This window comes from Rhodococcus sp. IEGM 1408, assembly GCF_033142235.1.
GTDB lineage: Bacteria > Actinomycetota > Actinomycetes > Mycobacteriales > Mycobacteriaceae > Dietzia.
On sequence record NZ_JAWLRW010000003.1, the window covers coordinates 76006 to 89997 of the forward strand.

Sequence of the window (13992 nt, forward strand, 5' to 3'; positions counted from 1 at the left end):
GGCGCGCGGGACCCCGAACACGCCGTCGGGCGCCCACCCTCGCGCTCAGTCGGTGAGGCCGAGTCCCTGCACGGCATCGCGCTCGGAGACCAGCTCGGCCACCGAGGCGTCGATCCGGGCGCGCTGGAATCCACCGATCTCCAGCCCCTCGACGACCTCCCACTCCGCGCCGCGGCTGCGGCACGGCAGACCGGTGACCACGCCCGGGACCGTGCCGTACTGGCCCTCGGAGGGCAGCGCCACGGTGGTCCAACTCTCCCCCGGAGTGCCCTGCACCCACTCGCGCATCTGGTCGACCGCGGCCCCGGCCGCCGACGCCGCCGAGGACAACCCCCGCACGGAGATGATCTCGGCTCCCCGACCCGCCACCCGGGGGATGAACGACTCGGCGAGCCACTCCTGCTCGAGTCCGCTGGTGACCGGCTCGCCGCGCCGGGTGAGGTAGGAGACGTCGGGGAACTGGGTGGCCGAGTGGTTGCCCCAGACCACGACCCCGTCCAGCTCCGCCACGGGGGCGCCCAGCCGGGTGGCCAGCTGGCTCAGCGCCCGGTTGTGGTCGAGCCGCATGAGGGCGGTGAACCGGCCGGCGGGCACGTCCGGGGCGTGGCGGTGCGCGATGTAGGCGTTGGTGTTGGCGGGGTTGCCCACCACCACCACGCGGATGTCGTCCGCCGCGTGGGAGTTGATCGCGCGGCCCTGCTCGCGGAAGATCGCGCCGTTGGCGGTGAGCAGGTCGGCCCGTTCCATCCCCTTCCCGCGCGGCTTGGCGCCCACGAGGAAGGCCGCGTTGGCTCCGTCGAACGCGGCGTCCACGTCGTCCGTGACGTCGATCGAGGCCACCAGGGGCAACGCGCAGTCGTCGATCTCCATGGCCACGCCCTCGGCGGAGACCACGGCGGCCGGGATCTCCAGCAGTCGCAGGCGCACCGGGGTGTCCGGACCGAAGACCAGCCCGGACGCGAGCCGGAACAGCAGCGAGTACGAGATCCTCCCGGCCGCGCCGGAGACGGTGACCGTGACCGGGGTGGTGGTGACAGGGGCGGTGGTGATCGGTGTGGTCGTGACCTGGCTGGTGTTCATGAGCGGGGCTCTTCTCAGACGACGACGGGGGCCGGTCCCCACAGTAGTGAGGAACGACCCCCGGTTCGCGAGGTCGGGCTAGGCCAGGATCTCGGCGTCGGTCTTGGCGCGGACCTCGTCGAGCGTGACGTCCGGAGCCAACTCGACGAGCCGGAAGCCCTCGGGGGTGATGTCGAGGACGCACAGGTCCGTGACCACGCGCTGGACGCAGCCGCGCCCGGTGTACGGGAGGGTGTTCTCCGCCATCAGCTTGATGTCGCCCTTGCGGGTCACGTGGTCCATCATCACGATCACCCGACCGGCGCCGTGGACCAGGTCCATCGCGCCGCCCATGCCCTTGACCATGGCGCCGGGGATCATCCAGTTGGACAGGTCGCCGGACTGCGAGACCTGCATGGCGCCGAGCACGGCCACGTCGACCGTGCCGCCGCGGATCATGGAGAAGGACTCCGACGACGAGAAGAACGCCGCCCCCGCCGCGGCGGTGATGGTCTCCTTGCCGGCGTTGATCATCTCCGGGTCCAGCTGTTCCTCCGTGGGATACGGACCCACGCCGAGGATGCCGTTCTCCGAGTGCAGCGTCACCGCGACGCCCTCGGGGATGTAGTCGGGGATGAGGGTCGGCATGCCGATCCCCAGGTTGACGTACTGCCCGTCCACGAAGTCGGCGGCGACGCGCGCCGCCATCTGCTCCTGGGTCCAGCTCATGACCGGTCCTCCCCGTTGCCGCGGCTACTGAGTTTCCTGATCTCCACGCCCGTCTCCTGCCGCCCGACCTCGACGAGGCGCTGGACATAGATCCCGGCGAGGTGGACGTCGGCCGGATCGATCCCGCCGACGGGCACGATCTCCTCGGCCTGGACGATCGTGATGCGTCCGGCCATGGCGACGTCGGGGTTGAAATTCCGGGCGGTGGCGCGGAACTGGAGGTTTCCGGCGGTGTCCGCGCGGTGGGCGTGGACCAGCGCGTAGTCGGTGACGATCGACCGCTCCAGGACGTACGGCACGCCGTCGAACTCGCGCACCTCCTTGGGCTCGGAGGCCACGGCCACGCCCCCGTGACCGTCGTACCGCAGCGGGAGGCCACCGTCGGCGACCATCGTGCCGACGCCGGCGGGGGTGTAGAAGGCCGGGATGCCCGCGCCACCGGAACGCATCCGCTCGGCGAGCGTGCCCTGGGGGGTGAGCTCCACCTCGAGCTCCCCGCTGAGGTACTGCCGGGCGAACTCCTTGTTCGCCCCGACGTAGGAGGCGGTGGTCCGCGTGATGCGGCGGGCCTCCAGCAGCTTGCCGAGGCCGAAGCCGTCGGTGCCGCAGTTGTTGCTGACGGTGCTGAGGTCGGCGGCCCCCTGGTCGAGGAGCGCATCGATCAGGACGGCGGGGATGCCGACCAGACCGAAACCTCCCACGGCGAGGGAGGCGCCGTCGGGAATGTCCGCGACCGCTTCCGCGGCCGAGGCGAAGATCTTGTTGGTCATGTCACACAGCGTAGGCCGTGTTCGTCTGATGCACAAGCGTTCGCATCACGTACAACTCTCGCGTATCGTGGTGCACGTCACCCGGGTCCGACCGGTCCGGGACACGAACTGCCCGAGAGGACCGACCCATGACCGCCACCCTGTCTCACGAGGTCAGCGGCCCGCAGGCCGCAGACTCCCCCGTCGTCGTACTCCTCGGATCCCTCGGTTCCGACCGATCGATGTGGGACGCCCAGGTACGCGACCTCTCCCGTGACCACTCCGTCATCGCGGTGGACCACCGCGGACATGGAGGCTCTGAGGTCGTCCCCGGGCCGTGCACGATCGCCGACCTCTCCGGCGACGTCCTCGCGCTGCTCGATTCGCTCCACGTGGACCGTTTTCACGTGGTCGGGCTCTCGCTCGGGGGTGCGGTGGCGCAGTGGCTCGCCGTCCACGAGTCCGCCCGGGTCCGCTCCGCGGCACTGCTGTGCACGGCCGCCAAGTTCGGCGAGCCCTCGGGCTGGGCCGAGCGTGCGGCCGCCGTCCGCGGCGGCGGCACCGAGGCCGTCGCCGACGGGGTGGTGGCGCGGTGGCTCACCCCCGCCCGCGCCGAGACCGACCCGGCGCTGGTGGCCGGGCTCCGCGAGATGGTCGCGGCCACCAGCGCAGAGGGCTACGCCGCGGCCTGCGACGCGCTCGCGGGCTGGGACGGACGCGCGGACCTCGGACGCATCTCCTGTCCCACACTCGTGGTGGCGGGCGACGAGGACCCGTCGACCCCGCCGGAGGTGCTCCGGGAGATCGCCGACGGCGTCCCGGGTGCCGATTTCGTCCTCCTTTCCCCCGCCGCGCACGTTCCCACCGTCGAGATGCCCGAGCGCGTCTCCGAGGTCCTCCGCGCACACCTGACCTCGGCCGGATCACCCTCTGCCACCTCAGCGGACCCGGCGTGACCGCTGAAGTCGGGGAGTCGCCCGCATCCGAGCCCGCGACCTCCGCCGAGCAGCCGGCCTCTTCTGAACGATCGGCCTCCCCCGATTTCGTCCAGTCGCTCGCGCGCGGCCTCGCCGTCATCACCGCCTTCGACGCCGATCACCCGCGACAGACCCTCAGCGAGGTCGCCCGGACCACCGGGCTCACCCGCGCGACCGCCCGGCGGTTCCTCCACACGCTGGTCGAACTCGGATACGTGGACTGCGCCGGGTCGGCCTTCTGGCTCACCCCGCGGGTGCTCGACCTGGGGTACAGCTACCTCTCCGCCATGCCCCTGGCCGACCTGGCCCAACCACACCTCGAGCGGCTCAGCGCCCAGCTCGACGAGTCGTCGTCCGTCGCCGTTCTCGACGGCTACGACATCGTCTACGTCGGCCGCGTCCAGGTGCGCCGGATCATGACCATCGGGATCACCATCGGCACCCGCTTCCCCGCCTTCGCCACCTCGATGGGCCGGGTCCTGCTCGCGGCCCTGCCCCCCGCGGAGCTGGACGCCTACCTGACCGGAACCGACCTGCGGGTCCTCACGCCGCACGGGATCGCCGACGAGGCCGAGCTGCGCGCCGAGCTCGCGGCCGTCGCCGATCGCGGGTGGTCGCTGGTCGACCAGGAACTCGAACCCGGGCTGCGCTCCCTGGCCGCACCGGTCCGCGACCGGGACGGGCGGGTCGTGGCCGCGCTCAACCTCTCCACCCACGCCGCCCGGTACTCCACCGAACAGCTCCGGGACGAGCTGGTCCCCGTCGTGGTGGACGCCGCCCGGGCGCTGTCCGTCGACCTGGCCAGCGTCAACCGTTGATCCGTTAGACCCCGACCTCAACCCTCACCAGGAGAAATCATGCGCGACGTCGTCATCTGCCAACCCCTCCGTACCCCGGTCGGCCGCTTCGGCGGCGTGTTCCGCGACCTCGACGCGAACACCCTGGCCACCTCCCTGCTCACCGCGCTCGTCGAGCGCACCGGCCTGACCGGCACCGACGTCGACGACGTCATCCTGGGCCAGGGCTCACCCGGCGGCGAGGGCCCGGCCATCGGTCGGATCGCCGCACTGGACTCCCCCCTCGGCATCGACGTGCCGGGGATGCAGCTGGACCGGCGCTGCGGCTCGGGCCTGCAGGCCGTGATCACCGGCGCGCTGCAGGTGGCCTCCGGCGGCGTCGACCTCGTGGTGGCCGGCGGCGTCGAATCGATGAGCCAGGTGGAGTTCTACGCCACCCCGACGCCCCGCTGGGGCATCAAGGGCGACGGGCTCTCGCTGGTCGACCGCCTCGGCCGCGCCCGCACCACCGTCGGTGGCCGCTCCCACGTCATCGACGGCGGGATGATCGAGACCGCCGAGAACCTCCGCCGTGACTACGGCATCACCCGCGAGGAGCAGGACCAGCTGGCCGCGCAGTCCCATCGGCGCGCCGTGGCCGCGCAGCAATCCGGGGTGTTCGCCGAGGAGATCGTCCCCGTCGCCGTGCCGCAGCGCAAGGGCGACGACGTCGTCGTCGACACCGACGAGCACCCCCGCGCCGACAGCACGGTCGAGGCCCTCTCGGGGCTCCGGGCGATCATGGGCCGCACCGACCCCGAGGCCACCGTCACCGCCGGCAACGCCTCCGGCCAGAACGACGGCGCCGCGATGTGCGTCATCACCACGGCGGACAAGGCGGCGGCGCTCGGCCTGACCCCGCTGGTCCGGTTGGCGTCGTGGGCCGTGGCCGGTGTGGCCCCGGAGACCATGGGCATCGGCCCGGTCCCGGCCACCGCCAAGGCGCTCGGCCAGCTCGGGATGACGCTCGCCGACATGGGCGTGATCGAGCTCAACGAGGCGTTCGCCGCGCAGGCGCTGTCTGTCATGCGCGAGTGGGACATCGACCCCGCCTCAGAGCACCTCAACCCGCACGGTTCCGGCATCTCGCTCGGCCACCCCGTCGGCGCGACCGGTGCGCGGATGCTCGCCACCCTCTCCCACGAGATGGTCCGCCGCGACGCCCAGTGGGGCCTGGAGACCATGTGCATCGGCGGCGGCCAGGGCCTGGCAGCGGTGTTCGAGCGCGTCTGACCTGCCCTCCCCCGTCGGCACGAGCGTTCCGGACACACCGCCCGAGGTGGCGTCCGGAACGCTCTCGTCGTCGGGGGGTCGACCTTTTGCCCGGAGTGCGGTCGGGCCCCCGCTGTCGCCCGGAGCGCTGCGTCTTCGCCCCCCTGTCGCCGAATTCGCTGCGTCTTCGCCCCCCCGACGCGGGCGCGTGGGTCTGGACGGTCCATTCCGCCAGCGCACCTGCGGCCGGATGTGCTGCGTCTTCGCCCTACGCTGGCCGTCTGGTCCATTCCCCCAGCGCAGCCCCGGGAAATCCGGACGAAGAGGCAGCGCGGGCCGAAGAGCCAGCGTAAGGCGCGGGGGTCGCGCTGCGGCTATGCTCGCCGCTCGCGTGGACGCCACCGCTCACGTCGACGCCGCCGCTCGCATCCGCTTCGAATAGAGCAAGAGCGTTCCGCGCACCTCGCCCGGGGCGGGGCGGGGCGGGTGCGCGGAACGCCTCTTCTCGTGCCCGGGTCGGCGCGCGGGTGAATCGTCTGACCCGCCGGCCGGCCGAGCGATCAGTCGACGCGCGAGGGGTGCCGGGTCAGCGCCATGACCTCGATGTCCATGAACGGGAACAGCGGCAGGCCCTGGAGCAGCTCGTGCAGTTCGTCGCCGGACTCGACGTCGAAGATGCTGATGTTGGAGTACTGGCCCACGATGCGCCAGAGCTCGCGCCACTTGCCGGAGCGCTGCAGGTCCTGACTGTAGGCCTTCTCGCGCGCCAGGGTGTCAGCGCGCACCTGCGGGTCCAGGTCGCTCGGAATATTGACGTCCATGCGGACGTGGAACAGTGCCATCTCTTCTCGTCTCCTTCAATCGTCTTCGGTTTGTGGTCGGCTGCAAGTAGAAAGCCCAAGGAGGCAGCGGTCAGCGGCGCGTGAACTTCTCGACCGCGTCGTGGTCGATCTCGACTCCCAGCCCCGGCCCCTCCGGGAGGTGCACCCGGCCGGCCTCGTATCGGATCGGGGTGGTCACGTAGGTCTCGGCCAGCAGGAGCGGGCCGAACAGCTCGGAGCCGTAGTTGAATCCCGGTTCGGCGCAGGCCAGGTGAAGCGAGGCCATGGTGCCGATGGGGCCCTCCAGAGAGGTCGCGGCGTGGCAGGCGATGCCGGCCGTGCGGGCGATCGCCACGACCTCTTTGCTCCGCGTCAGGCCACCGAGCTTGGTGGTCTTGACCGCGATCACGCCGGCGGCGTCCTGACGGACCACCTCGAGGGCGTCGTGCGGGGACTGCACCGACTCGTCGGCCATGATGTGCACGGGCAGAGTGTGGTTGAGCTCGGCCAGGACCTCGATCTGCTCGGTCGGGGTCGGCTGCTCGATGAGCTCGATCCCCGCCTCCACCAGCGCCGGGAGATGCGTGTTGGCGGTGAAGCGGTCCCAGCGGGCGTTGATGTCCACCCGCAGTCCGGCGCGGCCGTCGAGTCGCTCGGCGAGCGCGGCGATGCGCGCGACGTCCTCGGCCGGGTCCAGTGCACCCATCTTGAGTTTGAAGGTGCGGTGCCGGTCGGTGGCGAGCAGCTCGTCGATCTCCTCGACCATCTCCTCCAGCGGCATCGCACCCAGCGCCCACGTGCACTCGATCGAATCGCGGACCGCGCCACCGAGAAGTGACCGCACGGGCACTCCCAGGCTGCGCGCCCACGCATCGAACATCGCGATCTCCAGCGAGGCCTTGGCAAAGCGGCCTCGGGCCACCACGCCCTCCATCGCCTCGAGGACCGCCGGGACCTCGTCCACGCGCCGACCCACGGCCACGGGTGCGAGGTACTTCTCCACGAGTACCTGCATGGTCTCCGCGGACTCACCTCCCCACCAGGGCCCACCCGGGGTGACGCCCTCGCCGTAACCGACCACCCCGTCGGCGGTGGTCACCGAAACGAGCAGGATCGACTGCTTGGTGGCCGTGGTGGTGGCGAACTTGTGGGGGCGGATGAGAGGGACGTCGAGAATGCGGGTCTCGACGGAACGGATGGTCATGTCGGTCATATTCGGTTCTCGATTCGGTCATAGCACCGGCGCCCCGGTCGCGGGAGGCGACCGGGGCGGGTGAGGTCATGCGTGGTGGGTGCGACGGGACACGTCAGGTCAGGCCACGTACCGCTTCTCGGACTCGGGGTCCAGGACGAAGTCGTAGACGACCTCGTCGATGCCGTCCGCACCCGGCTTCGGGTCGAGCAACAGCTCGGGCTTGACCGCCCCGGCGACATCGTCGTCGACCCACTGGCCGCCCTGGAAGTAGAGCTGGGTGGTGATGAGGCGCTTGCCCGGTGCCGTCACCTTGAGGTGGAGGTGGGCGGGGCGCCACGGGTGGCCGTCGTAGCTGGCGATGAACTCGCCGGTCGGGCCGTCGTGCGGGATCTGGTACGGCGCGGGCTGGATCGTGGTGATCTCGTAGTTGCCCTCGGCGTCGGTGGTGAACGTGCCGCGCAGGTTCCACTCCGGGATGCCCAGGCCGTCGTCGAACTGCGAGTAGTAGCCGTCGGAATCGGCGTGCCAGAGCTCGACGCCCGCACCCTCGATGCCGGCGCCGTCGAGGTCGCGGACCTGGCCCTTGAACACCAACCTGGTGCCCTTCTCGTCCTCACGCATCGGCATGGTGCCCTTGGAGCCGAGGTTCGGGGCGTTCGGCACGTAGTACGGGCCCTCGATGGAACCCTTGGTGCCGTTGAAGATCCGGCTGTTGGAGTCCTCGATGAAGTGCTCGAGGAAGACGTCGAGCCACAGCGGCCACTCGCCACCCTCGCCGACACTGATGAGCCACTGCTTGAGAACGCGGTACTCGTCGTAGGTCACCTCGTGCTGGTAGATGACCTCGGACAGCTTGGCCAACACATCCTTGTAGATGGCGGCGGCGCGCTCGGTAGAGGTGTCGGAGGTGAACCGATGGTCCTTGAACTTGTCGGTGGCGGCGGAGCCTGAGCCGGAGGCGGTGGGGACTGCAGTGGTGGACATGACGCTCCCTGAGGAAGTGGCGGACTGGATCGGGCCGGTGGAGGTTGCCGGATTCGGGCTCTCCGTCGGCCGATGGCCCTACTGTGCACCGCGAATGATGTGTCGTCAATCACTGGTCTCTACAGGTGTTGCGTGAAATTGTGCGCACTGCGAACCGCGGGATGGCGTTCTCGCAGATGAACGCATATCGACTGCATGCCTGTTCGCAGACCGAACAATGGGTACCTAGGTATGACTAGGGGATCCCCTAGTGTGACTCCGCCCACACTGAGGCACCGTGGGGTAACACCGGCGACAGGCCACCCCACGTGGCCCGCCCCGAACCCGCGAGGAGACCTCGATGTCTGAACGGCTCGACCACCTGCAGAAGACCCTCGACACCGCGCTCGACGACCGGCCCGCCGAGGGCATCATCCGCGCGAACCGCCGCATCTTCACCGACGAGGAGCTCTTCGAGCTCGAGATGAAGCACATCTTCGAGGGCAACTGGGTCTACCTCGCCCACGAGAGCCAGATCCCGAACGTCGGCGACTACTTCACCACCGACATCGGCCGCCAGCCCGTCATGATCACCCGTGGCAAAGACGGGGAGCTGAACTGCCTGATCAACGCCTGCTCGCACCGCGGAGCGATGCTGTGCCGCCGCAAGACCGACAATCGCACCACGCTGACCTGCCCGTTCCACGGCTGGACGTTCTCCAACTCAGGTGAGCTCCTCAAGGTCAAGGACCCCCGGGACGCCGGCTACCCGGAAGAGTTCAACAAGAACGGTTCGCACGATCTGCGCCGTGTGGCCAAGTTCGCCAACTACCGCGGCTTCCTCTTCGGCAGCCTGAACGCCGACGTCCTGCCTATCGAGGAGCACCTCGGCGACAGCCGGACGATCATCGACATGCTCGTCGACCAGTCCCCGGACGGGTTGGAGGTGCTCCGCGGAGCATCGACCTACACCTACGACGGGAACTGGAAGCTCCAGGCCGAGAACGGGGCCGACGGCTACCACGTCTCGGCGACCCACTGGAACTACGCCGCCACCACCGCCCGGCGCGGCTCCGGCGAGTCCAAGAACGAGACCAAGGCGATGGACGCCGGCACGTGGGGCAAGCAGGGTGGCGGGTACTGGTCGTTCGACCACGGCCACCTCCTGCTCTGGATGTGGTGGGGCAACCCGGAGGACCGCCCGCTGTGGGAGCGCCGGCAGGAGCTGGCCGAGCAGATCGGTGAGAAGAAGGCCGAGTTCATGGTCGGGGCCTCGCGCAACCTGTGCCTCTACCCCAACGTCTACCTGATGGACCAGTTCTCCAGCCAGATCCGGCACTTCAAGCCGATCTCGGTGGACAAGACCGAGGTGACGATCTACTGCATCGCACCCAAGGGCGAGAGCGCCGACGCCCGCGCCGCCCGGATCCGTCAGTACGAGGACTTCTTCAACGCCACCGGCATGGCCACGCCGGACGACCTGGAGGAGTTCCGCTCCTGCCAGAAGACCTACCTCGCCGACGTCGCCCCGTGGAACGACATGACCCGCGGTGCCACCCACCAGACCACCGGTCCCGACGCGACCGCGCTCGGACTGGGGATGGAGAACGTGCTCTCCTCCGGCGCCAAGACCGAGGACGAGGGCCTGTACCCGGTGCAGCACGGCTACTGGGTCGACACCATGCGCCGCGCGTTGGAGGTCGAGGAGCGGGCCACCGCCGAGGCCGAGGCCGCCGCGGCCGGCCAGAACGGCGTGGCGTCGCGCCCCGCGGCGACCGTCGAGATCTAGAGCCGCGCCCACCTCCACTCCAGCAAGAACACGAAAGGCCTGATCATGTCCGCACCTTCAGTGGCGTCGATCTCCGTCGAAGAGATCACCACCTTCCTGTTCCGCGAGGCCCGCCTGCTCGACGACCGGCAGTTCGAGGCATGGATCGAGTGCTATCGCGAGGACGCGATGTACTGGATGCCCGCCTGGGACGACGACGGCGAGCTCACCAAGGACCCGTACTCGGAGATCTCGCTGATCTTCTACCCCAACCGGGCAGGCATCGAGGACCGGGTGTTCCGGATCCGCACCGACCGGTCCTCGTCGACATCGCTGCCCGAGCCCCGCACCAGCCACCTGATCAGCAACATCGAGGTGATGGACCGGCGCCCCGGCGAGGTCGACGTCCGCTTCAACTGGCTCTCCTCGTACTTCCGCTACAAGACCACCGACCAGTACTTCGGCACGTCGTTCTACACCCTCGACGTCACCGGGGAATCCCCGCTGATCACCTACAAGAAGGTCGTTCTCAAGAACGACTACATCCACCACATCGTGGACGTCTACATGGTGTGATCGCGCACCCGCTCGAGCCCGCCCCGCCGGGGCGTCGGAGACCACCGATCGACCACAACGCGGCCGATCATGCCAGCGACCAGAAGTGAGAACCCATGAGTTACCAGGTGGCCCTGGGCTTCGAGGACGGTGTGACGCGCTTCATCACATGCGGCCCGTCGGAAACCGTCGCCGACGCCTCGTACAAGGCCCGAATCAACATCCCGCTCGACTGCCGTGACGGCGCGTGCGGTACCTGCAAATCGCTGTGCGAGTCGGGAGACTTCGACGGCGGCGACTACATCGACGACGCCCTCACCGAGGCCGAGGCCGCGGCCGGGTACTGCCTGCCCTGTCAGATGGTCCCCCGCTCGGACCTGGTGGTCCAGATCCCCACCACCTCCGACGTGGCCAAGACGACCGCGGCCACCCACCCCGCGACGGTCACGGCCGTCACCCGGCTGGCCGAGGGTGCGTTCGCGCTGTCCGTCGAGCTCGACGACCGCCGGGCCCTCGCGTTCCTGCCGGGCCAGTACGTGAACGTGTCCGTGCCCGGCACCGACCAGGTGCGCTCGTACTCGTTCTCGACCGGCCCGGACGACGACCGCCTGTCGTTCCTCATCAAGTACGCCCCCGGTGGCGCGATGTCGGAGTACCTGGCGCAGCGGTGCGCGGTGGGCGACCGCCTGGAATTGACGGGCCCGATGGGCAGCTTCTTCCTCCGGGAGTCCCCGCGACCCCTGCTCCTGCTGGCCGGCGGCACCGGTCTCGCGCCCGTGCTGTCGATCCTGGAGAGCCTCGCCGTCGCCGACTCCGGGGACCGACCCGTACACCTGGTCTACGGGACCTCCCGTGACGCCGACGTGGTCTACACCGACCTCCTCGACGACTACGTGACCCGCCTACCCGGACTGACGTGGGACCTCATCGTCTCCGACCCGGCCACGGCGTACCCGAACACCGGGTACGTCACCGGATTGATCCGCCCCGAGCACGTCCACAACGGCGAGGCGGACGTCTACCTCTGCGGCCCGCCCCCGATGGTCGAGTCCGTCCGTACCTTCCTGGACTCCGAGAAGCTCGAGGTCACGCACTTCTACTACGAAAAGTTCACCCCGGCCACCGGCGTGCCGGGCGGGGCGGCAGCGCCTGCCCCGGTCGAGCCCGGCCAGGACGGCTCGGTCGCGGACGGCTCCGACCGGGGCGAGGTTCCCGCGCTCGAAACGCCCGCCCCTGCGGTCGCGCCACCCCCGGTGCCGTCCCCGGCGCCGGAGACGCCGGTCATCGCACCCGTCGCCTCACGAGACGACGACGACGACGACGACGACGACGACGACAGCATCCCCTCGCACGTCGCAGCCCGAGGAGAAATCGCGACCACCGTGGGCGGTATCGCCGCTCGGCCCCTCGGTTACCGTCCGCCGGCGCCGGGGCTGCACCACGCCCCCGCTGCGGCCTCGGGTGAGGCGGCCGCAAAGCAGGCGGCCATCGCCGCCCGACCCGTCGGGTTCGAGCCCCGCGTCCCACGGGGGCCCGGTGCCGACACCTCGCCGGCCTCCTCCGCCCAGGAGACGACGGCCCCGATCGCCGCCCGTCCCGTGGGTTACATCCCGCCTCCGGTCACCGTGCGGCCGACCACCACGACCACCGCCGGCGGGACGACCTCGTCGACGCTGTCACTGTCCGGGGGCGAGCGGTCGGAGACCATCACGGCCTCGACCGGCGTGGTCAGCGGCGAGGTGCATCCGGGGATCGCCAATTCGGACGCCCAGTTCGACGCCCGGATGGCGCTCGAGCTCGGATCCATCGAGCTCACCATGGGCAGGCTCGACGCCGCCCGCCTGGCGGAGTTCCGGATGCTGGCCGAGTCCGCCAACCAGTACATCGAGGGCGACCACTTCCTCGACCCTGAGCGCTTCACCGCCGCCAACGCCCAGTTCCACGAGTACCTCTTCCGTTGCACGGGTAACGACGCGCTGCTGCAGGCCTACCGGATGCTGGAGGTCACGCAGGTGATGAACAGCGTGCTCCCGGACGCCCGGTGGGTGTCGGAGGAGATCGTGCCGGAGCACCTCGAGATCGTCGCCGCGTTCGAGAACTCCGACCGCGACGCCGCGCGCTACCTGATCCGGCGCCACACCGAGCACGCCAAGGCGACCATGCGGGCCGCGCTCGCCGCCAAGGCCGCCGACACCGCCGGGGCGGCGTCATGAGCGCCCCGGTCGGTGACCACGACTCGGTCCCTCCCGTCCTGTCCCCCGGGCGCTTCGCCGGACTGTCCGTCCTGATCACCGGCGCGGTCCAGGGAATCGGCCGGGCGGTCGCGGACCGGGTCGTCCGGGAGGGCGGGCTCGTCACCGCCGTCGACCGCGCGGACCTGATCACCACGGTCGCCAGCGAGCTCAGCGCGGTGTCCCCGGACGGCGACCGGGTCACCCCGGTGGTCGCCGACCTCGAGACCTTCGAGGGTGCGCAGGCCGCGGCGGACGCCGCGCTGGAGGCTCACGGCCGGATCGACGTGTTGATCAACAACGTCGGCGGCACGATCTGGGCCCGGCCGTACCACGAGTACTCGCCGGAGCAGATCGAGAAGGAGGTGCGCCGGTCCCTGTTCCCCACGTTGTGGATGTGCCGGGCGGTCCTGCCGTCGATGGTCGCCCGAGACGCGGGCACCATCGTCAACGTGTCGTCAGTGGCCACTCGCGGCGTCAACCGCGTCCCCTACGCCGCCTCCAAGGGCGGGGTCAACGGCCTGACCTCCGCGCTCGCGCTGGAGGCGGCTCCGCACGGGATCCGCGTGGTGGCCACCGCCCCCGGTGGCACGCTCGCCCCGGAGCGGCGCATCTCCCGCGGCGGTGACGCGCAGACCGACGACGAGAAGCGCTGGTACCAGCAGATCGTGGACCAGACCGTCGACTCCACCGCGCTCGGCCGCTACGGCACGCTCCACGAGCAGGCCGCCCCGATCTGCTTCCTCGCCTCCCCAGAGGCGTCCTACGTCACCGGGTCGGTCCTGCCCGTCGCCGGCGGCGACCAGGGCTGATCGCCCGTCCCGCCACTTCTCGCTCCTCCCTCCTCCCGCCGCGATTCCCGGCTCCCGCATCCCGGCTCCCCAGCCGCCGTCCCGC

The 13992-nt window shown here is 70.3% G+C and carries 13 protein-coding genes; 7 read left to right on the forward strand and 6 right to left on the reverse strand.

All coding sequences use genetic code 11. The annotated features are described in order from the left end of the window. Nucleotides 1–45: 45 nt before the first annotated feature. The 3 genes from R4P08_RS05585 to R4P08_RS05595 form a co-directional block, all read right to left on the reverse strand. Nucleotides 46–1080 carry a malate dehydrogenase gene (locus tag R4P08_RS05585; RefSeq protein ID WP_317812793.1) on the reverse strand — a complete coding sequence of 345 codons (1035 nt, stop codon included), beginning with the start codon at nucleotides 1078–1080 and terminating at the stop codon, nucleotides 46–48. Between the two features lie 78 nt (nucleotides 1081–1158). Then, on the reverse strand, nucleotides 1159–1788 hold the full coding sequence (locus R4P08_RS05590) for a 3-oxoacid CoA-transferase subunit B (RefSeq protein ID WP_317812794.1): 630 nt from the start codon (nucleotides 1786–1788) through the stop codon (nucleotides 1159–1161). Further along, nucleotides 1785–2558: a CoA transferase subunit A gene (locus tag R4P08_RS05595; RefSeq protein WP_317812795.1), complete on the reverse strand. Its 774-nt coding sequence runs from the start codon at nucleotides 2556–2558 to the stop codon at nucleotides 1785–1787. Before R4P08_RS05595 ends, R4P08_RS05590 begins: the two co-directional genes overlap by 4 nt. 128 nt (nucleotides 2559–2686) lie before the next feature. Between R4P08_RS05595 and pcaD the strand changes: the two genes are divergently transcribed. From pcaD to R4P08_RS05610, 3 genes are read left to right on the forward strand one after another with little or no spacing between them, the layout of a single operon-like run. Continuing rightward, the gene (gene pcaD / locus R4P08_RS05600) at nucleotides 2687–3493 is read left to right on the forward strand and encodes a 3-oxoadipate enol-lactonase (protein ID WP_317812796.1); all 807 of its coding nucleotides are present in this window, start codon (nucleotides 2687–2689) and stop codon (nucleotides 3491–3493) included. Then, a complete protein-coding gene (locus R4P08_RS05605) occupies nucleotides 3490–4332 on the forward strand; it encodes an IclR family transcriptional regulator (RefSeq protein ID WP_317812797.1) in 843 nt (280 codons plus the stop codon). Before pcaD ends, R4P08_RS05605 begins: the two co-directional genes overlap by 4 nt. Before the next feature lie 39 nt (nucleotides 4333–4371). After that, nucleotides 4372–5583 carry an acetyl-CoA C-acetyltransferase gene (locus tag R4P08_RS05610; RefSeq protein ID WP_317812798.1) on the forward strand — a complete coding sequence of 404 codons (1212 nt, stop codon included), beginning with the start codon at nucleotides 4372–4374 and terminating at the stop codon, nucleotides 5581–5583. A gap of 539 nt (nucleotides 5584–6122) precedes the next feature. On the opposite strand, the gene catC is transcribed toward R4P08_RS05610, so the two are convergent. The 3 genes from catC to catA form a co-directional block, all read right to left on the reverse strand. After that, nucleotides 6123–6404, reverse strand: coding sequence for a muconolactone Delta-isomerase (gene catC, locus R4P08_RS05615; protein WP_317812799.1), 282 nt, complete (start codon nucleotides 6402–6404; stop codon nucleotides 6123–6125). Nucleotides 6405–6474: 70 nt separating this feature from the next. Then, nucleotides 6475–7596, reverse strand: coding sequence for a muconate/chloromuconate family cycloisomerase (locus tag R4P08_RS05620; RefSeq protein WP_317812800.1), 1122 nt, complete (start codon nucleotides 7594–7596; stop codon nucleotides 6475–6477). Between the two features lie 99 nt (nucleotides 7597–7695). Further along, nucleotides 7696–8562, reverse strand: a complete 867-nt coding sequence (gene catA, locus R4P08_RS05625; RefSeq protein ID WP_317812801.1) for a catechol 1,2-dioxygenase — start codon at nucleotides 8560–8562, stop codon at nucleotides 7696–7698. Between the two features lie 340 nt (nucleotides 8563–8902). Between catA and benA the strand changes: the two genes are divergently transcribed. From benA to R4P08_RS05645, 4 genes are all read left to right on the forward strand, one after another. Continuing rightward, the gene (benA, locus tag R4P08_RS05630) at nucleotides 8903–10330 is read left to right on the forward strand and encodes a benzoate 1,2-dioxygenase large subunit (protein ID WP_317812802.1); all 1428 of its coding nucleotides are present in this window, start codon (nucleotides 8903–8905) and stop codon (nucleotides 10328–10330) included. A 45-nt stretch (nucleotides 10331–10375) separates the two neighbouring features. Further along, on the forward strand, nucleotides 10376–10885 hold the full coding sequence (gene benB / locus R4P08_RS05635) for a benzoate 1,2-dioxygenase small subunit (protein WP_317812803.1): 510 nt from the start codon (nucleotides 10376–10378) through the stop codon (nucleotides 10883–10885). A 95-nt stretch (nucleotides 10886–10980) separates the two neighbouring features. Next, nucleotides 10981–13077: a benzoate 1,2-dioxygenase electron transfer component BenC gene (benC, locus tag R4P08_RS05640; protein WP_317812804.1), complete on the forward strand. Its 2097-nt coding sequence runs from the start codon at nucleotides 10981–10983 to the stop codon at nucleotides 13075–13077. Continuing rightward, nucleotides 13074–13907, forward strand: coding sequence for a 1,6-dihydroxycyclohexa-2,4-diene-1-carboxylate dehydrogenase (locus R4P08_RS05645; protein WP_317812805.1), 834 nt, complete (start codon nucleotides 13074–13076; stop codon nucleotides 13905–13907). The genes benC and R4P08_RS05645 overlap by 4 nt, the downstream gene beginning before the upstream one ends. Nucleotides 13908–13992 lie beyond the last annotated feature (85 nt).